The following is a 21168-nucleotide window of genomic DNA, read 5'->3' as shown; positions in this document are numbered from 1 at the left end:
GCGTGGCCGCCCGGGAGTTCGCCCCCGTCGGGCGGATGCCTAAAAGGGCCCAACATTATAGCCGCACCGCCCCCGCCGGCACGGGCATGGCCGATGCGGCCGGCGGCCGGGCCGCGGGTATACTGCCGCTCACCGTTTTCTCCGCCTTTCCGACGATTTCATGGCTGAACCCTCCCTCGGCGTCGCCCTCATCGCCCTCAACGCGTCCGCCCGGCTCGCGCAGTGCCTCGATGCGCTGTCGTTCGCCGACGATGTCGTCGTCATCGACGGCGGCAGCACCGACGATACCGTCGCGATCGCGCAGGCGCACGGCGCGCGCGTGATCGTCGAGCGCGACTGGCCGGGCTTCGGCCCGCAGAAGAACCGCGCGCTCGACGCGCTCGGCACCGACTGGATCCTGTCGCTCGATACCGACGAAGTCGTCACCGCGGAGCTCGCGCAGTCGATCCGCGACACGATCCGCACGCCGGCCGCGAAGGTCTATGCGGTCGACCGGCTGTCGAGCTTCTGCGGCCAGTGGATCCATCACAGCGGCTGGTATCCGGACTGGGTGCCGCGCCTGTTCCGGCGCGGCGCCGCGCGGTTCTCGGACGACCTCGTGCATGAGCGCCTCGTGTTCGACGGCGCCGCGCAGCGCCTGGCCGGCAAGCTGATGCACTATTCGTACGAGGACTTCGAAACCGTCGTGCGCAAGCTCGACGCGTATTCGACGGCCGGCGCGCGCCAGCGCCGCGCGGCCGGCCAGCGCGGCGGCTTCGGCAAGGCGGTCGCACGCGGCGCATGGGCGTTCGTGCGGACCTACGTGCTGCGGCGCGGGTTCCTCGACGGCCGCGCCGGCTTCATGATCGCCGTGTTCAACGCGGAAACCGTGTATTACCGCTTCCTGAAACTCGGCCACGAAGCCGCGCGCTGAGCCGCCCGCCCCGCGCACCGCCGGCGCGCGCGCGGCCCGGCGTTACAATGCCGGGCTGCCCGCGCCGCGCGAGCCCGCCCGAGAGGCGCCGCCGCGCGCCGCCCGCCACGACGACCACCGACTCCGACCGCCATGTTCTCCATCATCATTCCGACCTGGAACAACCTGCCGTACCTCAAGCTCGTCGTCGACAGCCTGCGCCGCCATTCCGCCCATGACCACCAGGTCATCGTGCACGTGAACGACGGCTCGGACGGCACGCTCGACTGGGTACGCAGCGAAGGCATCGAGCACACCGCGTCGCCGGCCAACATCGGCATCTGCCATGCAGTGAACTGGGCCGCCGCGCGTGCGACGCGCGACTACGTCGTCTACATGAACGACGACATGTACTGCTGCCCAGGCTGGGACGCGGCGCTCGTGCGCCGCATCGAACAGATGCCGACCGACCTCTTCATGCTGTCGGGCACGATGGTCGAGCCGGTCGACACGCGCAACCCGTGCGTCGTCGTCAGCAATTTCGGCCGCGACGCCGAGCAGTTCGACGCGGCGGGCCTCGTCGCGGCGACGCCGAAGCTCGCACGCGCGGACTGGCTCGGATCGACCTGGCCGCCGACGCTCGTGCACCGCGACTGGTGGAACCGCATCGGCGGCTACAGCAGCGAGCTGTCGCCCGGCATGAGCAGCGACAACGACTTCTCGATGAAATTCTGGGACGCCGGCTGCCGGATCTTCCTCGGCGTCGGCGACAGCCTCGTCTACCACTTCCAGCAGAAGAGCACGGGCAAGATCGTCAAGAACGACGGTCGCCGCCAGTTTCTCAACAAATGGGGCATGACCCAGGCGACGTTCGACCGCTACTACCTGCATCGCGGCGAGCCGGCCGGCCCGCAAATCGCACTCGCGACGCCGGCCGTGGAAGGCCGCCTGAAGCGCGCGCTGCTGCGCTCGCGGATCAAGCGCGCCTTCAGCTGATCGAGCCCCGAAAACGACACAGAAACCTGTCCTGCTTCGCGTATACTGCGCCGTTCGTCCCGGATCTCCCGCCGGGATGCGCGGCGCGCCGCACGATGCCGGCAAGCCGCATTCGTCCATTCGACAGGTTCCGATGCTATCGTTTTCCGCTCCCGCCTCGCGGCGCCTGACCGCCGCCCGTGCATTCGCCGTCGCCGCGCTCTGCATGGTGCCCGTCTCGACCGCGCTGACCAACGTGTTCTGCGGGCTGTTCGCCGCCGCGCTCGTGATCTCCCCCGAATTCTGGCGCGACCTGCGCTCGCTCGTCACCGATCAGGCGTCGCTCGCCGCGCTGCTGATCCTCGCGGCGCTCGCCGTCAGCATCACGTACACGGTCGCGCCGCACGGCAAGGCGTGGAGCTGGGTCGCCAAGTACGACAAGCTGCTGTTGCTGCCGTTTGCCGTGCTCGCGTTCCGTCATTCGAACTGGGCGCCGATCGTGCAGCGCTGCTGGTTCGGCACGCTGTGCGTGATCCTGCTGCTGTCGACGACCAACTATCTCGGGCTGACCGCGATCGGGCCCGCGCACGCGTCCGATCTGCCGTTGTCGCGCGCGTGGGTGTTCAAGAACCATATCGCCGCCGGCATGTTCGGCGCGCTGCTGTTCTACCAGGCCGCCGATCTCGCGCTGGCGGCCCGCACGGCGCTGTCGCGCGTCGCGTACGCGGGCATCGCCGCGTGGTCGCTCGTCAACGTGTTCGTGATGTTGCAAGGACGCACGGGGCAGGTCATCGCGCTGCTGCTGATCCTCGTCGTCGCCGTGCGTTTCGTGCTGCTGCTGCGCCGGCAGTCGGCGCTGCGCGCCGGGCTCGCCGCCGGCGTATTCGCACTCGCCGGCGTCGCACTCGTGGTCGCCGCGTGCACGGTTCACAACGGCCGGCTCGTGAAGGTCGTGACGGAAGTGCAGCAGTACCGGCAAAGCGATGCGGCCACGTCCACCGGCCTGCGTCTCGAGTGGTACAAGAAGGGGCTCGAACTGTATCGCCAGCGCCCCGTGATCGGCTACGGCGCGGGCGGCCTCGAAACCGAATTCGAGCGGCTCACGGCCGGCAAGACGGCAGCCGAAGGGCAGCTCACGTCGAACCCGCACAACGAATACCTGCTGATGGCCGTCCAGCTCGGCACGGTCGGCCTGCTGCTGTTCATCAACCTGATCGTGCAGATCGCGCGCGGCAGCCGTGCGCTCGATCCGCGCTCACGGCACCTGCTGCTCGGGTGGCTCGCGATCTTCGCGATCGGCAGTCTCGCGAACTCGCTGCTGCTCGATTTCGCCGAAGGGCACCTGATCGTGCTGCTGGCCGGCATCCTGCTCGGTTGCGGCGAACGCGGCGAAGCGCTGCCGCGCGAAACGTCGGCGATCCGGCGCAGCGCGTAACGCACCACGACACGGGTTCCGCTGTCGGCCGGCTCCGGCAGCGACGCCAGCCCGGCGTCGACGCGAGCGGGCAGCGTGCCGTCGGCGCTGCTCGTCGCGGCCCTGCTCCCCTTCGAATTCAGGAAAACGCGCGTCCCCCGCGCGTCAGTCGGACCGGGCGCGATGCAGCCGCGACGTGTCGACGACGGCATCCGCCGCACCGGGCGGATTCAGCCCGAGCATGTCGGCCGCCGCGGCCTTCACGCGCTGCGCGCCGAGATTGGCGAGGCAGTCGCTGCGGCTGTCGACTTTGCGCTCGCAGCCTTCGTGCCGGCACGGCACGCAATCGCCCGCCCCCTGCAGCAGCCACACGTTCCCGTGCCGCCCCGAGCCGCGCAACGGCCAGGGGTTCTCGGTCGCGGGCCAGTGCTGCGGCCACGGCCCCCAGCGCACGGGGTCGGACGGGCCGAACAGCGCGATCGTGTCGGTGCCCGTCGCGGCCGCGACGTGCGTCGCGCCGGTGTCGGGCCCGATGAAGAGCCGCGCGCGCCGCACGAGTTCCGCGCTCTCGCCGAACGTCAGCCGGCCGACCAGGTTCAGCACGTCGCCGCCCGCTTCGGCCGCGACCTGCTCCGCATACTCGCGCTCGCTGTCGGCCGGGCCGCCCGACAGCGCGACCGCGAAGCCGTGCTCGCGCAGCCAGCCGATCATCTCGACCCAGCCGTCGAGCCGCCATTGCTTGTAGCGGAACATCGGATACGGATGCAGGACGACCAGCGGCTTGCCGTCGCGGATCGCCGGCGACTCGGCGAGCCACGCGTCGAAGCGCGCGCGCCGCCCGGGATCGTCGCCGATACCGGGCGCAACGACCTCGGACACCGGCTCGATGCCGATCACCGGGGCAAGTGCGAGCGTGCTGACGACCGTATGCGCGGACTCGTGATGATTGATCGCGATCCCGTTCAGCATCATTCGCGTGAGCCACGTGACGCGATCCGGATCGACGAGACCGACCCGCTTGCGGCCGGCGAACCAGCTGTAGAAACGCGGCCGGTCGGAACTCAGCGCCGCGCACGCGAGATCGTAGCGGCGCCACATCGACAACGCGTCGCGCAGCCGTTCGCGGAATCCCGCACGTTGCGCGACGACGATTACGCGGCGCACGTCGGGATTGTGCTCGAGCACGCCCTCGGTGCCGCGAAACACCAGCATGTCGATCTGCGCCTCCGGCCAGCGGGCCTTCAGCGAACGCACGAGCGGCGTCGTCAGCAGCACGTCGCCGATCCGGCGCGGTGCGGCAACGAGAATGGTTCTGGGCGGGCGGGCAGAGGAAAACAGGGCCACGGCGATCTGTCTGGCTGGCTGAACAAGGCTGGCAATGTACAGGATTTTGCCGCAGCCGGCGCGGCGTGGCGCGCCGGCAGGCTGCGCCGACGCCCGTGCCGTGCGGGTGCGGGTGCGGGTGCTACGAGGCGATCGTCATGACCGCAGGCGCGGCGGCAGCCGGCTGCACATGCCCCGCAGCAGCAGCCGGCTCGTCGCGATGACCGGCCTGCGGCAGCAGATGGCGCACCGCCCGTTCGACCGCGTCGACGTCGATCGCGTCGACGGTCGCACCGGCGCGCAGGATCACGTGAGGCACGCCGAGCGGGTGCCAGCGGAGGTATTTCTCGGGACGGTCCTCGAACAGCGCGGCGACCGGCACGCCGAGCGCCGACGCGAGATGCACGGGCGCGCTGTCGGCCGACACGATCACGTCGAGCAGGCTCGCGGCAGCCACCAGCTCGGCAACCGACGACGGCGCCACCTGCCGCGCATCCACGTCGCGCCACGTATCGACCTCGGCACACTTGCCGATCGCCGGATCGCGAAACACGATCACGTCGGCGAACGGCGCGAGCCGCATGCCGAGGTCGCGCCAGCGGTCCGCGGGCCAGCGGCGCTCGACCGCCTTGTTCGACACGAACAGCCCGACACGCGGCTTCGTGCGCGCGCCGAGCAGCCGATGCCACGTATCCTGCAGCGCAGGGTCGGGGTGAACCGACAGTTCGAGGCGGTCGAGATCCGCACGGCCGAGTTCGGGCACGAGCCGGAAACCCGACAGCGCCTCGTGACACATCTGCCGCTGCGCGACATGCTCGGGCTTGCGATCGTCGAATTCGGTGTCGGCATCGTGCCAGCGGCAGTCCTTCGCGCGAAGCTGGCGCGCGAACTGCATGCTGCTGCGATGCATGCCGCCGTTCGGCACGACCACGAGGTCGAACCGCAGGCGGCGCAGGCGGCGCACGAGCCGCAGCCTGTCGAAGAATGCGCGCATCCGCCCGGGACGGTCGTTGCGCTCGCACTGTCGGCTGTAGACGTATGTATGGATCGCATGCACGTCCGGGTTACCGGCCAGCGCGGCCGCGTTGTAGCGGTTCGCGACCACATGGAGCTCCGCGCCGGGCCAACGTTCCTTCAGCGCGCCGAGAAACGCCGTCGTACACAGCATGTCGCCGAGAAAATCAATCCGGATCACGAGGATCCGCTGCGTCGGGTTCCCATTGGCCATGGTCATATGGAGACAGTCGGTTTTTTTATCGTCGCGACGGGCCGTTTCACGGCGTCCTGATCCGGGGCGGTCGTATCGTTCATCGCATGGATCCGCCCCCGTTTATGCACACCATGGCAGCGCCGTGCGTCGCGCGAATCCGCGGCGGGCGCCGCGCATGTGCAGCTAGCGCCGGATTGTATAGCGTCCGGATGACCAGCCCAAGGCCCGATTACCCTCAGACGTAAAAACGGCCCGCCGCACCGCTCGATGGCGATGCAACGGGCCGCCTGTCGCGACAGCCGTCGAAACGGGGCGCGATCAGTAGGTGATTTCGACGACGCTGCCGTCGAACGCCGCGCGCAGTTCCGCGAGCAGCACGTCGCTCGGCTTCACGCGCCACGCGTCGCCGAGGCGCATTTCGCCTTGCGCCCGCGCATTGCTGTAGTGGATCTGCACCGCGAGCCCGTTCGGCAGCGGCGCCTGCGGACGACGGCCGCCATCGCGCCCGCCGCCGCGTGGTGCCGGCGCTTCGACCGCGGCGGCCGCCGGATCGTCCTTCGACACGTGCGGCTCGAGCACGCGGCGCAACGCGACCGCGTCGGCATTGCCGTTCATGGTCAGCCGCACGGCCTGCGCATAGCGGCTGCGTGCACGTTCGAGATCCATCACGGTATCGGCCGTGAAGCGAATGCCGCCGGTGAATGCGTCGTTGCGTGCCTGCCCCTGCACGATCAGCAGCTCGTCTTCCTTGAACAGCGCCTTGTTGGCCTCGAACTGTTCGTTGAAGATCGTGATCTCGCACTGGCCCGACCCGTCGTCGAGCAACGCGATCAGCATCTTGCCGCGCTGGGTCATCTGCGTGCGCAGCGACGCGATGATGCCGGCGACGAGCTTGTCGCGCCCTTCCTTCAGGTCGCCGACCTTCTGTCGCACGAAGCGGCGGACTTCGTCGCGATAGGCGTCGAACAGGTGGCCGGACAGGTAGAAGCCGAGCGCGCCCTTTTCCTCCTGCAGGCGGCGCTTGTCGTCCCACGCGGGTTCGTCGACGAGCGCATGCGCGTGCGGCGACTCGGCGCCCATGTCGAACAGGCCGGCCTGCATCGCGTTCGCCTCGGCCTGGTCGGCCGCTTCCATCGCGAGCGGCACCGACGCGATCAGCTGCGCACGGTTCGCGTTCAGCGAGTCGAACGCGCCGGCGCGGATCAGCGCCTCGACCGTACGGCGGTTGACGACGCGGCGGTCGATCCGTTCGCAGAAGTCGAACAGGTCGGTGAACGCCTTTTCCTCGCGCGCACGCAGGATTTCCTCGATCGCGTTCTGGCCGCTGCCCTTCACGGCACCGAGGCCGTAGCGGATCGTGCGCGAGCGCCGGCCGTCGGCTTCGGCGACCGGCTCGAACCGGTAATGCGACTGGTTGATATCGGGCGGCAGCACGGCGAGGTTGTTCACGACGCAGTCGTCGAACAGGATCTTCACCTTGTCGGTGTCGTCCATCGCGAGCGTCATGTTGGCCGCCATGAATTCGGCCGGATGGTGTGCCTTCAGCCACGCGGTGTAATACGCGAGCAGTGCATACGCGGCCGCGTGCGACTTGTTGAAGCCGTAGCCCGCGAATTTCTCCATCAAGTCGAAGATCTCGTCGGACTTCTCGCGCGTGAGGCCGTTCTTCGCCGCACCTTCGGCAAAGATCTCGCGGTGCTTGGCCATCTCCTCGGGCTTCTTCTTGCCCATCGCACGACGCAGCAAGTCGGCGCCACCGAGCGAGTAGCCGCCGATGATCTGCGCCATCTGCATCACCTGCTCCTGATAGACCATGATGCCGTAGGTCTCTTTCAGGACGGGTTCGACGCGCGGATCCGGATAGTCGACCTTCTCGCGGCCGTGCTTCCGTGCGCAGAAGCTCGGGATCAGGTCCATCGGGCCCGGACGGTACAACGACACGAGCGCGATGATGTCCTCGAAGCGGTCGGGCTGCGCATCCTTCAGCATGCCCTGCATCCCGCGGCTTTCCAGCTGGAACACCGCGACCGTGTTGGCCTTCTTCAGGATCTGGAACGAGGCCGGATCGTCGAGCGGCACCTGCGCGAGCGACCAGTCGGCCTTCGACGGATCGAGCCGGCGGATGTAGCGCTCGGCCCAGTCGAGGATCGTCAGCGTCGTCAGACCCAGAAAGTCGAACTTCACGAGGCCGACGGCTTCGACGTCGTCCTTGTCGTACTGGCTGACCACGCCGCCTTCGTCGCCTTGCGTGTACAGCGGGCAGAAATCGGTCAGCTTGCCGGGCGCGATCAGCACGCCGCCCGCGTGCATCCCGACGTTACGCGTGAGGCCTTCGACGCGCTGCGCGAGATCGAGCAGCTGGTGGACTTCGTCCTCGTGGTCGTAGCGCTCCTGGAGCTGCGGCTCCTCCTTCATCGCGTCGGCGATCGTCACGTGCTTGCCCGGCTTGAACGGGATCAGCTTCGCGATGCCGTCGGTGAACATGTAGCCGAGGTCGAGCACGCGGCCGATGTCGCGCACGGCCGCCTTCGCGGCCATCGTGCCGAAGGTGGCGATCTGCGACACGGCGTCCGCGCCGTATTTTTCCTTCACGTACTGGATCACGCGATCGCGGCCGTGCTGGCAGAAGTCGATGTCGAAGTCGGGCATCGACACGCGTTCCGGGTTCAGGAAGCGCTCGAACAGCAGGTTGTAGCGCAGCGGATCGAGATCGGTAATGCCGAGCGCGTACGCGACCAGCGAACCGGCGCCCGAGCCGCGGCCCGGGCCGACCGGCACGCCGTTGTTCTTCGCCCAGTTGATGAAGTCCGCGACGATCAGGAAGTAGCCGGGGAAGCCCATCTTCGTGATGGTCCCGCACTCGAATTCGAGGCGCTTGTAGTACGTGTCGCGCTGCGCGTCGCGCTCGGCTTCGACCGGATACAGCTGCACGAGACGGGTCTCGAGCCCTTCCTTCGACAGCTGGACCAGGTAGTCGTCGAGCGACATGCCGTCCGGCGTCGGGAACAGCGGCAGTTTCGGCTTGCCGAGCTCGAGCTTCAGGTTGCAGCGCTTCGCGATCTCGACCGTGTTCGCGACTGCCGACGGCAGGTCGGCGAACAGCGCGACCATGTCGTCCTGCGTGCGGAAATACTGGTCGGTCGTGAAACGCTTCTGGCGCCGTGGATTCGCGAGGATGTCGCCTTCCGAGATACACACGCGCGCCTCGTGCGCGGTGAAATCGTCGTCGGTCATGAACTGCGTCGGGTGCGTCGCGACGACCGGCAGCTTCAGCGACGCGGCGAGCGTCGCGGCCTGCTGGATGTACGCCTCGGCGCCCGGCTGGCCGTAGCGCTGCAGCTCGATGTAGAAGCCGCCCGGGAACACCTTCGCCCAGCGCTCGGCGTGGCGGCGCGCGGCTTCCTCGTTGCCCGCGGCCAGCGCGAGCCCGATATCGCCCTGCTGCGCGCCCGACAGCGCGAGCAGCCCTTGCGAGAGCTCGCCGTCGAGCCAGCTCGCGTCGAGCTCCGCGCGACCGCGGTACTGGTTCGTGAGCCACGCCTTCGACAGCAGCTCGCAGAGATTCAGGTAGCCGACCTTGTCCTTGACGAGCAGCAGCAGCCGCGACGGCTTGTCGCGATCGTCGGGATTGGCGATCCAGACGTCGCAGCCGGCGATCGGCTTGATGCCCTTGCCGCGGGCTTCCTGGTAGAAACGGACGAGGCCGAATGCGTTGCCGAGATCGGTGAGCGCGAGCGCGCCCTGACCGTCCGCGGCCGCCGCCTTGACGATGTCGTCAATGCGCACGATGCCGTCGGCAATCGAGAATTCGGAGTGAACGCGAAGATGGACGAAGCGGGGATCTGACATGGGCGCTATTGTAGCCGCCCCGCCGCGCAGCCTGCCCAAAAAATGCCCGTTCCGGCCGTTCGGCCGATGCACGCGGCGACGCGTCGCGCGGCTGGCCGATCGGCCGGATACCGATGCCCGTGCCGTTTGCGGGATAATACGGTTTTTCGAATCAACGCCCCGGCTTCGCACCCTTTTTTGCGGGCCGCCGTGCGGCCGTTTTCCCGTCGGACCATCATGACCATCGTCAACCTCGCCGCCTACCACTTCGTGTCGCTCGACGCGAACGAGCAATGGCGCCCGCTCGTCACCGCCCGCTGCAACGAACTCGGCCTGCGCGGCACGATCCTGCTCGCGCCGGAAGGCATCAACCTGTTCATCGCCGGCCCGCGCGAAGCCACCGACGCGTTCATCGCCTACCTCCGCCACGATCCGCTGTTCGAAGGCAAGTTCGCGACGCTGCAGTTCAAGGAAAGCCTGTCCGACTCGCAACCGTTCCGCCGCATGCTCGTGCGCCTGAAGCGCGAGATCATCACGATGAAGAAGCCCGCGATCAAGCCGGAACTCGGCCGCGCGCCGTTCGTCGACGCCCGCACGCTGAAGACGTGGCTCGACCGCGGCCACGACGACACGGGCCGCCCGGTCGTGATGCTCGACACGCGCAATGCGTTCGAGGTCGACGTCGGCACGTTCGACGACGCGCTCGACTACCGGATCGACAAGTTCAGCGAATTCCCTGAAGTGATCGACGCGAACCGCGCCGACCTCGAAGGCAAGACGGTCGTGTCGTTCTGCACGGGCGGCATCCGCTGCGAGAAAGCCGCGATCCACATGAAGGAAATCGGCATCGAGAACGTGTACCAGCTCGAAGGCGGGATCCTGAAGTACTTCGAGGAAGTCGGCGGCGCGCACTACCACGGCGACTGCTTCGTGTTCGACTACCGCACCGCGCTGAACCCGCAACTCCAGCCCACCGAGAACGTCACGTGCTTCGCGTGCCGCGCGGTCGTCACGCCGGAAGCGCAACAATCGCCGAGCTACGTGCCCGGCAAGTCGTGCCCGGCCTGCGCGCAGGCAGCCAGCGCCGCGTAAGCGCGCGACCCGCGCCCCGATGAACGGCTATCGCGGCCGCTTCGCGCCGTCGCCTACCGGCCCGCTGCACTTCGGCTCGCTGGTCGGCGCGCTCGCGAGCTGGCTCGACGCGCGCGCGCATGGCGGCACGTGGCTCGTGCGCATCGAGGATCTCGACGGCCCGCGCACGGTACCCGGCGCGGCCGACGACATCCTCGCGACGCTCGCGCATTTCGGCATGACGCCCGACGAACCGCCCGTGTGGCAAAGCACGCGCGATGCGGCGTACACGGCCGCGCTCGAGCAGCTCGTCGCGGCGGGGTGCGTCTATCCGTGCGGCTGCACGCGCAAGGAAATCGCCGATTCGCTGCGCGCCGCGCACGAACGCCACACCACGCTCGCGTATCCGGGCACATGTCGCACCGGCCTGCACGGCAAGCCCGCGCGCGCGTGGCGCCTGCGCGTGCCCGACGGTGACGACGCGATCGTCACGTTCGACGACCGCTGGCAGCACACGCAATCGCAGAACCTCGCGACCGAAGTCGGCGATTTCGTGCTGAAGCGCGCGGACGGCCAATGGGCCTACCAGCTCGCGGTCGTCGTCGACGATGCCGATGCACGCATCACGCATGTCGTGCGCGGCGCAGACCTGCTCGATTCGACCGCCCGCCAGATCCATCTGCAACGCTGCCTCGGCGTGCCGACGCCCGAGTACCTGCACGTGCCCGTCGTCGTCGATGCGAACGGCGAAAAGCTCAGCAAGCAGACCGGTGCGACCGCGCTCGAACGCGGTGCTCCGCTGCCGGCGCTGCGAGCTGCGGCCGAGCATCTCGGCCTGACGGACGACGGCGTTCTGTCGAGCCGGACGATGGACGCGTTCTACGCGGCCGCGACCGCTGCGTGGGCGCGTCGCTTCGGGCTTCGTGCCGGTTGAATCGCTGCCAGAACGCGGCCCGTACCGGCCGCGTTCCTGCCTCCGTCGGCGTCGAACCGGATCGCATGAGTACGTGACGCAAGCCCGGGCGCCACGCCCGCCGACGACACGGCATCGACATCCCCCTGCCTCGCGCGACCGGCCATCGCCCGCCCGCGCAGCCCCTTCCCGATCGCGTCGCCCAATGAAAAACGGGCACATGCTCATCGCATGCACCCGCTTCTGCGGCAGTGTTCGCGCACCGCCTCGACCGCTTGAACCGTCCGGTTACGCCGACGGCTTGCGCGGCATCCCGAACCCGCCGAGCAGCGCCGCAACCTGACGCTTCGGCCCTTTCTTCTCGGGCTGCTGCGCGGGCTGTGCGTCGTCCGCCTGCTTCGCCGGCGCCGACGGCTCGTACGGCTTCAGGAAGAAATCGTCGACCGGCGCTTCGTGGCGACGGGGACGACCGCCACGCTCGGCACCGGCCGAGCGGTGTCCCGACGCGCCGCGATGCTCGTCGCGATCGCGACGACCGCCCCGTTCGCCACCGCGTTCGCCGTGGCGATCGCCGCCACGGTCACCACCGCGCTCGCTGCCACGGTCGTCGTGACGCGGGCGTGCCGGCTTGTTGAGCGCGAGCGTCTGCACTTCGAGCGGACGCTTGATCAGCTTCTCGATATCGGCGAGCTGCTTGCGCTCGTTCGGGCTGCACAGCGACAGCGCGTCGCCCGTCGCCCCGGCACGGCCGGTACGGCCGATCCGGTGCACGTAGTCTTCCGCGCTGAACGGCAGGTCGAAGTTGATCACGGCCGGCAGCTCGGCGATGTCGAGGCCGCGCGCGGCCACGTCGGTCGCGACCAGCGCTTCGATCTCGCCGCGCTTGAATGCGTCGAGTGCCTGCATCCGTTCGATCTGCGTCTTGTCGCCGTGAATCGCCGACGCGACCACGCCGTCGCGCTCGAGGTTGCGCGCCAGGCGGCTCGCGCCGATCTTGCTGTTGCAGAACACGATCACCTGCTTCAGGCCGCGATCGCGCAGCAGCTGGACGACGGCCGCCTGCTTGTCGCCTTCGGCGACGTCGTAGACGATCTGCGTGACGTTCGCGTTCGTCGAATTGCTGCGCGCGACCTCGATCGTCTGCGGATTGCGCAGGTAGGTCGATGCGAGCTTCTTGATTTCGCCCGAGAACGTGGCCGAGAACAGCAGCGTCTGACGCTCCTTCGGCAGCAGGTTCAGGATGCGCTGCAGATCGGGCAGGAAGCCCATGTCGAGCATCCGGTCGGCTTCGTCGAGCACGAGGATCTGCACCTGGCCGAGGTTCGCCGTCTTCTGCTGCACGTGGTCGAGCAGGCGACCCGGCGTCGCGATCAGGATCTCGACGCCGCGGCGCAGCTCTGCCGACTGCGGGTTCATGTCGACGCCGCCGAACACGACCGCGCTGCGCAGCGGCGTGTGCTTCGCGTACGCGTGCACGTTCGCGGCGACCTGGTCGGCGAGTTCGCGGGTCGGCGTGAGGATCAGCGCACGCACGGGGTGGCGCGCCGGGGACGCGCTCGTGTTGGCCTGCGGCAGCAGGCGCTGGATGATCGGCAGCGAGAAGCTCGCGGTCTTGCCGGTACCCGTTTGCGCGGCGCCCATGACGTCGCGGCCGGCGAGCACGACCGGAATGGCCTGCGCCTGGATCGGCGTCGGCGTCGTATAACCCTGCTCCGCAATGGCTTTCAGGATATCGGCGGCAAGGCCGAATTGATCGAAGGTTGCGTCGACGGGCTTGGCGACAGAATCGGACATGGTGGCGTTTCGCTCAAAAGGCGCGGCGGGGACATCGTGCGTCAGGCCAGCCGGGCCTGCGCTCATCACAATTCGGAAATAGACGGAGCCGCGGCGCGCCGCGCGGCGCCGCTCTGGCGCTTGGGACCGGTTCAATGTGAACGCTGGACGCCAGGCCGTGCGGACTCCGTTCGGCGCGAATGCCGACGGAAAGGGCCGTATTGTAGCACTGCGCGGCCATCTGTCCGTGACAACGCCGCGAACGGCCGCAACGACGGTTCGCGCGGCGGGCACGGTACGGGCCCGTGCGGGCAATGGACGGCCCGATCGGGCTATCCCGATCGGCCGGCGAGCAATATCGGGGGTCCGATCCCTTATCATCGTATCCGGACGCCCGCCGCCTGCCCGCGTACCGGGCGGTCAGGCCCGGCAGCCGGTCAATACGACGAGCGCGGACGATCCGCGACCGCACGCGGCGCTCAGCCCTTCTTCTTTTTCTTCTCGACCTGCACGCAGTCGCCCAGCAGCGGCGGCGCCTTCTCGTCGGCGATCTCGTCGCGCAGCGTCGCTTCCTTGCCCTTCGTCCACCACGTATAGCGGCCGGCCTGGTAGCGCGCGCCCGACGCCGATACGGTGTCGACGAACAGCATCTGCTTCCCGTTGACCGGCACGAGCGCGAAGCTCTGGCCGTTGCCCGCGAGCCAGTACGACACGCGCACGGGCTGCTTCTGGTTCGCGCACTGGTAGACGGTCTGCTGGCGCGAATCGGCGTCGATCTCTTCGACGGTCAGTTGCGCGGCGTGCGCGACGGAAACGGCGGTGCCGGCCAGCGCGAGCGCGGCGAGGGTTCGGCGAATCATGCAGGTCCTCTCACGAGACAGATGGAAACGCGCCCTCGCGGGGCGCGCGGTCATTTATGGTTGGCAGCGAATCGAGTCGGTCGTCGCGATCAGGGATCGATGACGTCGGCGCATGCGTCGGTCGGCGCCGCTGCAACGTGGCCGACGAGCGGCACGATCTTGAGCCCGGCCGAAGCCACCCGGCACGGTGCGGCCGCGAGACCGCAACCCGCGAGACTCGCGACAAGCGCCAGCGCAACGCCCAGCTTTCCGATACGCAACCACCTCGACGCCATCGCCCTCTCCTCGTTCCGTCAGCGAGCCGACACGGGCCGGACGGCCGCGGCGGCGCGCTTCGCGCGTTCGCGGGCTTCGTCGACGGTCGCGCCGGTCGCCAGCGCGACGCCCATGCGCCGCTTCGCAAAACTTTCCGGCTTGCCGAACAGGCGCAGGTCGGCGCCCGGCACGGCGAGCGCGTCGCGCACGCCTTCGAACGCGATGCCGCGCTCGTCGAGCCCGCCGTAGATAACAGCCGACGCGGCCGGCGTCCCGAGCGCCGGATCGACCGGCAGCCCGAGAATCGCGCGTGCGTGCAGCTCGAATTCCGACTGGCGCTGCGATGCGAGCGTGACGAGGCCCGTATCGTGCGGCCGCGGGCTCACTTCCGAGAACCATACGTCGTCGCCGCGCACGAACAGCTCGACGCCGAACAGCCCGCGCCCGCCAAGCGCCTCGGTCACCTTGTGCGCGATCTCGCGCGACTTCTCGAGCGCCGCGGCGCTCATCGGCTGCGGCTGCCACGATTCGACGTAGTCGCCCGCAACCTGCACGTGGCCGACCGGCTCGCAGAAATAGGTGCGCGTGTCGAGCGTCGCCGGGTCGATCGCGCGTACGGTCAGCTGCGTGATCTCGTAGTCGAAATCGACGAAGCCCTCGACGATCACGCGGCCATGGTTCACCCGCCCGCCGGCCATCGCGTAGTCCCACGCGGCCCTCACGTCGGCGTCGGTCTTCACGACCGACTGCCCCTTGCCCGACGACGACATTACGGGCTTCACGACGCACGGCATGCCGATCTTCGCGACCGCCGCACTGAATGCGTCGAACGAATCCGCGAACGCATACGGCGACGTCGGCAGGCCGAGTTCCTCGGCGGCGAGCCGGCGGATCCCTTCGCGGTTCATCGTGAGCTGCGTCGCACGCGCGGTCGGGATCACCTCGGCAAGACCGGCCGCCTCGATCGCCGCGAGCGCGTCGGTGGCGATCGCCTCGATTTCCGGGACGATCAGGTGCGGACGTTCGGCCTCGACGATCGCGCGCAGTGCAGCGGCGTCCGTCATGTCGATCACGTGCGCGCGATGCGCGACCTGATGGCCCGGTGCGTCCGGATAGCGGTCGACCGCGATGACTTCGACACCGAGACGCTGCAACGCGATGATGACTTCCTTGCCGAGCTCGCCGGCGCCGAGCAGCATGACGCGCGTGGCCGAGGGTGAAAGCGGCGTACCGAGCCGCTGACCGATCTGCATGTGATTTCCCGCTTCTGGTGGAGGACGAAAACGGCTCCGATGTTAACACGCGCGATGACGCCGGTTTTGGCCGTTTCGACGGGCCGGTGCCCGACCGCGCACGGCACGCGGACGGGCTGCGAACGTTTTCAACCGTGAAGTGTCGGCTCGCCTGCCGCGGGGCGGGTGCGTTACTCTTACGCCTTGATCAGAATCCGATGAGGAACGAGGCTCATGTCCTACCTGTCCGCAGCCGCACGCGCACGCACCGGCCTGCTTCGCCCGTTGCGCGCGCCGCTCTGCGCGTTGACGCTTGCCACGCTTCTCGCCGCCTGCGCGATGCCGACCCATCCCGATTCCGCCGCCCCCGCACCCGACCCGTACAACCCGGCCGCCGTCCAGCTGCTCGACGACACGAGCTGGGAACTCACCAGCTGGACGAATGCCGACGGCACGCAGCGCGCGATCCCGCACGGCGACAACGGCGAGCCGATCAAGCTCGCGCTGTCGACCGAATCGGGCATCCGGCGCGCCAGCGGGTTCTCGGGCTGCAACCGCTACATGGGCACCTACGCGATCAAGAACGGCCTGCTGAGCTTCGGGTCGCTTGCCGGCACGCGGATGGCCTGTCCGAATTCGCTCGGCGGCCAGCTCGAGCACGCGTACCTCGACGCGCTCGCGCACGTCGACAAGACCGGCGTGCAGATGCGCGAGCCGCAGCAATTGCAGCTCGTGACCAGCGCCGGCGCAACGCTCATTTTCACGCACCGGAGCCCCTGATGCATCACGCACGCGAAGGCCGGCCGACCGCCTTCGCGTCGCGTGTCGCGCGCCTGTGCCGAACGCACATGCCGCACGGCGTGAAACGAATTCACGCCGCCCGAGAATCTTGTTCGCCGGCCGGTTAAACTCGGCGGGTCGCGCCTCGCGCGCCCCGCCCCACTCCTGTTTCAAAGCATGCACACGGTTGTCTTCGGCTGGTTCGGCATCTCCGCCGTCTGGTTCCTCCTCCTCTTCTGGCGTCTCGTGCAGGCGATGCTGCCCGGCGGCGGCGGCCTCGCCGGCCGCGGCTCGATCCGCCTGTGGCTCGGCTTCGCCGCGGTATTCGTCGCAAGCTGCACGCTGACGAGCCCGCTGTCGGGCCCCGACACGAACGCGCTCGGCCATGCGTTCTCCGCAGGCTTCGCCCATCTGCTCGGCCCGATCGGCACGCCGGTCGCGATGGTCGTCCTGTTCTTCGCCGGGTTGCCCTGGCTGACCGGCATCGGCTGGCGGCAGTTCGCCGCGTGGGTCGACACGTCGTTCGGCGTCAAGCTGTCGCGCGACGGCGGCGACGACGACGCACGCGGGATCGCCGACCTGCCGCGCAGCGCGCTGCATCGCGACGACGACATCGTGCAGCCGACCACCGCGCATACCGTCAACTCGATGGCGCCGCGCCAGAACGGCCGGTATTCGCGCCCGACGCTGTGGAAACCCGACCCGCAGGCGCGGCCGAAGCCGCGCAGCAAGACGCCGCCGCGTCCGCACACGGAACCCGTCGCGCCGTCTGGCTGGCTGAAGCCGACCGCGCCGCAGCGCACGCCGGTGGCGCCCCCCGCGCCGATCCCGACCAGCGCGATGCCGCCGCCCACGACCGGCAGCACGGCGAGCCTCGCGCGCGCGGCGGCAAACTCGCAAGTGCCGCGCCCCGATCCGGCCCCGCTTCCAGTCGGTTTCGAACCGGTCCGGCCGCGGCCGACTGCCGCGCGGCCGGCCACCGCTGCGCTGAAGCAGACGCCGCCGCGTGCCGCGGTCGCGCCGCGCGCGGCCGGCACGTCGCCGCAGCGCCCGCCGGTACGCCCGGTCGCGGGAACGACCGCGGCCGGCGTGTCGCAAGACACGGCGCGCCGCCGCCCGGTGCCGCCCGCGCCGGCGCGTGCGCCGCTCTATGCGTGGACGGAAAAGCCCGCCGCGCCGATCACGCCGGCGCCGAGCGTTCACGACACGCTGCGTTCGATCGAGGCCAGCACCGCGCAATGGGCGACGCTGGGTGGCGCGCAGTCGGCCGATGCAACGCCGGCAATGACGGCCGCCGCGGCCGTGGCCGGGGTGGCCGCGACAGCAGGCAGCGTTGCCGCACCGGCAGCGGCAGCCGTGTCGAACGCATTCGTCTCCGCAACGCACGGTCTCGCAGCCCATGACGCGGGCGTTCCGGTCGAACACGATGCCGCGCCCGCGTACGACGACGGCGCGCCGATCGTGCTCGATGCGTTCATGCCGGCAGAGCCCGGCATCCCCGCGACGATCGCCGATTGGGGCGCCCCGACGTTCGACGACACCGCACCGCACGCGCTGTCGAATGCCGGCACCGGCAGCGACGATGCCGCGTTGTCGCATCACGCCGACGACGCCATCCGTCACGTCGACGATGCGCCCGCCGCACCCGCACACGGGATCGCGCCGGCGCCGTCGTTCGATGCCGCCGTCGATCTCGCGCCGTGGGAAGACCTCGGCAGCCCGTCGGCTTCCGCGTTCGACGCATCGGCCGGGCACCCGCTTGCGGAATCGCCGGCAGGCGCGACGAAATCGGAGCCGGCCCCCGCCGCCTTCGCGCAACGGGCGGACGAAGCGGCGGTCAACGAGATCCCCGCACGCAATCCGGCAGTGTTCGTCGATACCGACGCCCCGGTAATCGATCGGCCTGCATCGGCCTACGCGCCGCCGAGTGCCGATGGCGCGCACGCCGACGTAACGCCCGCCGGCGGCATCGCTCCGTCTGCGGCCCTCCCCTCTGCGTCGATCGCCGGCACACCGGCGCGCGCCGTATCCGGGACGACGCCGGTTGCGACGACGTCGGCATTGCCCGCGTCGAGCCCCGCACCTGAAGCAGCCCAACCGGCCGCGACGGAGCGTGCGGCACCGCTGTCGGCCAGCGTCGAAGCCAGCACGCCCGTCACGCACTGGACGCCGCCGGTTTCGCCGACGGTGCAACCGGCAACGGCCCCTGCGACCGCTTCCGCACAACTGCCGACATCACCGGCGATTCAACCGTTTGCCGCGGCACCGGCCGCGTCGGCCGCTGCTGCGTCGCCGTTCGTCGGCACGGCCTACGGCTCGACCGCACCGGCACCTGTCTCCGCTTCGAGTGTCGCGCCTGACGCCGACGCAACGTCACCGGCCGGCGTGACCGGCACGGCATCGACTTCGCCGTCGCAACCGGCCGCATCGCCGTCGACCATTGCATCCGCCGCGTCGGCGGCACCGGTCGGCGTGACGGGCATGACTTACGGTTCGGTCTCCCGCGCATCGACGCCCGAGACGACCACGACACCCGCCGCGACGCCGTCGACGACCGGCGCGCCGGGTTCGACCGCGCACGCACCCGCAGCACCGGCGCCAGTGAATTTCACGTCCGTCCCGCTTGCGACGCAACCTTCCGCGCCGGCACCGACGCTCCCGGCCAGCACGGCAATCTCGTCGAACGGCGCGGCATTTGGCGCATCGAGCACGTCGAGCGCATCCGGCGCAATCGCACCGCAGCCGGCGACCAGCCTGCCCGTGCCGCCCGCCGCCTCCGCCGCGATCGGATCGCCGGCCTCCGTCGGCGCAACGGCTGCGGCGCAAGCGCCGTCGAGCGTTTTCACACCAGCCGTAGCCGCCACCACGACGTTCACGACGACGCCCGCCCCTGCCGCGCCGTCGGCAAGCTGGTCCGTGTCGAACGATGTGTCCGCGGCGCCGCAACCGGCAATTCCCGGCACGAGCCTGTCGATGCCGGCAGCGATCGCTACCCCGCCGGCGCTCGCGGCAGCCCCGCTGGCCGGCACGACGACCGCAATGGCACCAGAGCCGGCCGCAGCCGACACGGCGGCCCCCGACATCCCCGTGCGCCAGCCGCGCCCGAACGCGTTCGAATTCCACGCGCCCGTGACGTTCAGCGTCGAACTGCCGACGCTCGACCTGCTCGAGCCCGCGTCCGACGACGTCGAAACCATCACCGAGGAACACCTCGCGCAAACCGCCCAGGTGATCGAACAGCGGCTGCAGGAATTCAAGGTGCCGGTGACGGTCGTCGGCGCATCGGCCGGCCCCGTGATCACGCGCTTCGAGATCGAACCCGCGCTCGGCGTGCGCGGCAGCCAGATCGTCGGGCTGATGAAGGACCTGTCGCGCGGCCTCGGCCTCACGTCGATCCGCGTCGTCGAGACGATTCCCGGCAAGACCTGCATGGGCCTCGAACTGCCGAACGCGAAGCGCCAGATGATCCGCCTGTCGGAAATCCTCGCGTCGCGCGAGTACCAGCATTCGCAGTCGCAACTGACGATCGCGATGGGCAAGGACATCACGGGCCACCCGATCGTCACCGATCTCGCGAAGGCGCCGCACATGCTCGTCGCCGGCACGACGGGCTCGGGCAAGTCGGTCGCGATCAACGCGATGATCCTGTCGCTGCTGTACAAGGCGACGCCGGAAGACGTGCGGCTCATCATGATCGACCCGAAGATGCTGGAGCTGTCGGTCTACGAAGGCATCCCGCACCTGCTCGCGCCGGTCGTCACCGACATGAAGCTCGCGGCGAACGCGCTGAACTGGTGCGTCGGCGAAATGGAGAAGCGCTACCGGCTGATGTCGGCCGTCGGCGTGCGCAACCTCGCGGGCTTCAACCAGAAGATCCGCGACGCGGAAGCGAAGGAAAAGAAGATCGGCAACCCGTTCTCGCTGACGCCCGAGGATCCCGAGCCGCTGTCGAAGCTGCCGCTGATCGTCGTGGTGATCGACGAGCTGGCCGACCTGATGATGGTCGCCGGCAAGAAGATCGAAGAGCTGATCGCACGCCTCGCGCAAAAGGCGCGCGCAGCCGGCATCCACCTGATCCTCGCGACGCAGCGTCCGTCCGTCGACGTGATCACGGGCCTGATCAAGGCGAACATCCCGACGCGCGTCGCGTTCCAGGTGTCGTCGAAGATCGACTCGCGCACGATTCTCGACCAGATGGGCGCCGAATCGCTGCTCGGGATGGGCGACATGCTGTTCCTGCCGCCGGGCACCGGCTATCCGCAGCGCGTGCACGGCGCGTTCGTCGCCGACGAGGAAGTGCACCGGATCGTCGAGTACCTGAAGCAGTTCGGCGAGCCGCAGTACGAGGAAGGCATTCTCGACGGCCCGGCCGCCGACGGCGCGACGCAGGACCTGTTCGGCGAAGCGCCGGACGCGGAAGCCGATCCGCTGTACGACGAAGCCGTCGCGTTCGTCGTGCGCACGCGGCGCGCGTCGATCTCGTCGGTGCAGCGGCAGTTGCGCATCGGCTACAACCGCGCGGCGCGCCTGGTCGAGCAGATGGAAGCGGCGGGGCTCGTGTCGGCGATGGGCATCAACGGCAGCCGCGAGGTGCTCGTGCCTGCCGCGGCCGACTGAGCATGGCGGCCGGACGGCCGCTGTC

14 protein-coding genes are annotated in these 21168 nt (G+C 69.3%); 7 read left to right on the top strand and 7 right to left on the bottom strand.

Translation table 11 applies throughout. From position 1 onward, the window contains the following. The first annotated feature begins 160 nt into the window (after positions 1 to 160). From DIE03_RS19050 to DIE03_RS19040, 3 genes are all read left to right on the top strand, one after another. Positions 161 to 913 (top strand): glycosyltransferase family 2 protein, encoded by a 753-nt coding sequence (locus DIE03_RS19050; RefSeq protein ID WP_124452976.1) that lies wholly within the window; start codon positions 161 to 163, stop codon positions 911 to 913. A gap of 132 nt (positions 914 to 1045) precedes the next feature. Continuing rightward, positions 1046 to 1888, top strand: coding sequence for a glycosyltransferase family 2 protein (locus DIE03_RS19045; RefSeq protein WP_124452974.1), 843 nt, complete (start codon positions 1046 to 1048; stop codon positions 1886 to 1888). Positions 1889 to 2021: 133 nt separating this feature from the next. Then, a complete protein-coding gene (locus DIE03_RS19040; RefSeq protein ID WP_124452972.1) occupies positions 2022 to 3302 on the top strand; it encodes an O-antigen ligase in 1281 nt (426 codons plus the stop codon). A gap of 144 nt (positions 3303 to 3446) precedes the next feature. Here DIE03_RS19040 and DIE03_RS19035 read toward each other — a convergent pair whose 3' ends face one another. The 3 genes from DIE03_RS19035 to dnaE form a co-directional block, all read right to left on the bottom strand. Further along, positions 3447 to 4625, bottom strand: coding sequence for a glycosyltransferase family 9 protein (locus DIE03_RS19035; RefSeq protein ID WP_124452969.1), 1179 nt, complete (start codon positions 4623 to 4625; stop codon positions 3447 to 3449). Positions 4626 to 4746: 121 nt separating this feature from the next. Continuing rightward, a complete protein-coding gene (locus tag DIE03_RS19030; protein ID WP_124453125.1) occupies positions 4747 to 5832 on the bottom strand; it encodes a glycosyltransferase family 9 protein in 1086 nt (361 codons plus the stop codon). A 300-nt stretch (positions 5833 to 6132) separates the two neighbouring features. Next, positions 6133 to 9663: a DNA polymerase III subunit alpha gene (dnaE, locus tag DIE03_RS19025; protein WP_124452967.1), complete on the bottom strand. Its 3531-nt coding sequence runs from the start codon at positions 9661 to 9663 to the stop codon at positions 6133 to 6135. A gap of 216 nt (positions 9664 to 9879) precedes the next feature. Between dnaE and DIE03_RS19020 the strand changes: the two genes are divergently transcribed. Together DIE03_RS19020 and gluQRS are read left to right on the top strand one after the other, a co-directional pair. Continuing rightward, the gene (locus DIE03_RS19020; protein ID WP_124452966.1) at positions 9880 to 10734 is read left to right on the top strand and encodes a sulfurtransferase; all 855 of its coding nucleotides are present in this window, start codon (positions 9880 to 9882) and stop codon (positions 10732 to 10734) included. A gap of 19 nt (positions 10735 to 10753) precedes the next feature. After that, positions 10754 to 11647: a tRNA glutamyl-Q(34) synthetase GluQRS gene (gene gluQRS, locus DIE03_RS19015; protein WP_124452964.1), complete on the top strand. Its 894-nt coding sequence runs from the start codon at positions 10754 to 10756 to the stop codon at positions 11645 to 11647. Between the two features lie 267 nt (positions 11648 to 11914). Here the strand turns inward: gluQRS and DIE03_RS19010 are convergent, their stop codons facing one another. The 4 genes from DIE03_RS19010 to purT all read right to left on the bottom strand — a co-directional run bounded on the left by DIE03_RS19010 (position 11915) and on the right by purT (position 15767). Next, complete coding sequence (locus DIE03_RS19010) at positions 11915 to 13486, bottom strand: DEAD/DEAH box helicase (RefSeq protein WP_124452962.1); 1572 nt, start codon at positions 13484 to 13486, stop codon at positions 11915 to 11917. 392 nt (positions 13487 to 13878) lie between these two features. Then, positions 13879 to 14259, bottom strand: a complete 381-nt coding sequence (locus tag DIE03_RS19000) for an MliC family protein (protein WP_124452960.1) — start codon at positions 14257 to 14259, stop codon at positions 13879 to 13881. 89 nt (positions 14260 to 14348) lie between these two features. Next, positions 14349 to 14534: a DUF6726 family protein gene (locus tag DIE03_RS18995; RefSeq protein WP_006489604.1), complete on the bottom strand. Its 186-nt coding sequence runs from the start codon at positions 14532 to 14534 to the stop codon at positions 14349 to 14351. A gap of 18 nt (positions 14535 to 14552) precedes the next feature. Then, on the bottom strand, positions 14553 to 15767 hold the full coding sequence (gene purT / locus DIE03_RS18990; RefSeq protein WP_124452958.1) for a formate-dependent phosphoribosylglycinamide formyltransferase: 1215 nt from the start codon (positions 15765 to 15767) through the stop codon (positions 14553 to 14555). Positions 15768 to 15980: 213 nt separating this feature from the next. On the opposite strand from purT, the gene DIE03_RS18985 reads away from it, so the two are divergent. Together DIE03_RS18985 and DIE03_RS18980 are read left to right on the top strand one after the other, a co-directional pair. Further along, a complete protein-coding gene (locus DIE03_RS18985; protein WP_124452956.1) occupies positions 15981 to 16526 on the top strand; it encodes an META domain-containing protein in 546 nt (181 codons plus the stop codon). A 1476-nt stretch (positions 16527 to 18002) separates the two neighbouring features. Further along, positions 18003 to 21143 carry a DNA translocase FtsK gene (locus DIE03_RS18980; protein ID WP_260434914.1) on the top strand — a complete coding sequence of 1047 codons (3141 nt, stop codon included), beginning with the start codon at positions 18003 to 18005 and terminating at the stop codon, positions 21141 to 21143. Positions 21144 to 21168: the final 25 nt, after the last annotated feature.

The organism is Burkholderia sp. Bp8992 (assembly GCF_003853705.1).
Lineage (GTDB): Bacteria > Pseudomonadota > Gammaproteobacteria > Burkholderiales > Burkholderiaceae > Burkholderia.
This window is presented reverse-complemented; position numbering and strand designations above follow the sequence as displayed.

Bases quoted from the DNA above. Each gene is read 5' to 3' on its own strand.
- DIE03_RS19030 (WP_124453125.1), bottom strand. From the start codon at position 5,832: ATGGCCAATGGGAACCCGACGCAGCGGATCCTCGTGATCCGGATTGAT.
- DIE03_RS19010 (WP_124452962.1), bottom strand. From the start codon at position 13,486: ATGAGCGCAGGCCCGGCTGGCCTGACGCACGATGTCCCCGCCGCGCCT.
- DIE03_RS18995 (WP_006489604.1), bottom strand. From the start codon at position 14,534: ATGGCGTCGAGGTGGTTGCGTATCGGAAAGCTGGGCGTTGCGCTGGCG.
- DIE03_RS19040 (WP_124452972.1), top strand. From the start codon at position 2,022: ATGCTATCGTTTTCCGCTCCCGCCTCGCGGCGCCTGACCGCCGCCCGT.
- DIE03_RS18980 (WP_260434914.1), top strand. From the start codon at position 18,003: ATGCCGGCAGAGCCCGGCATCCCCGCGACGATCGCCGATTGGGGCGCC.
- DIE03_RS19050 (WP_124452976.1), top strand. From the start codon at position 161: ATGGCTGAACCCTCCCTCGGCGTCGCCCTCATCGCCCTCAACGCGTCC.
- DIE03_RS19020 (WP_124452966.1), top strand. From the start codon at position 9,880: ATGACCATCGTCAACCTCGCCGCCTACCACTTCGTGTCGCTCGACGCG.
- dnaE (WP_124452967.1), bottom strand. From the start codon at position 9,663: ATGTCAGATCCCCGCTTCGTCCATCTTCGCGTTCACTCCGAATTCTCG.
- gluQRS (WP_124452964.1), top strand. From the start codon at position 10,754: ATGAACGGCTATCGCGGCCGCTTCGCGCCGTCGCCTACCGGCCCGCTG.
- purT (WP_124452958.1), bottom strand. From the start codon at position 15,767: ATGCAGATCGGTCAGCGGCTCGGTACGCCGCTTTCACCCTCGGCCACG.
- DIE03_RS18985 (WP_124452956.1), top strand. From the start codon at position 15,981: ATGTCCTACCTGTCCGCAGCCGCACGCGCACGCACCGGCCTGCTTCGC.
- DIE03_RS19045 (WP_124452974.1), top strand. From the start codon at position 1,046: ATGTTCTCCATCATCATTCCGACCTGGAACAACCTGCCGTACCTCAAG.
- DIE03_RS19000 (WP_124452960.1), bottom strand. From the start codon at position 14,259: ATGATTCGCCGAACCCTCGCCGCGCTCGCGCTGGCCGGCACCGCCGTT.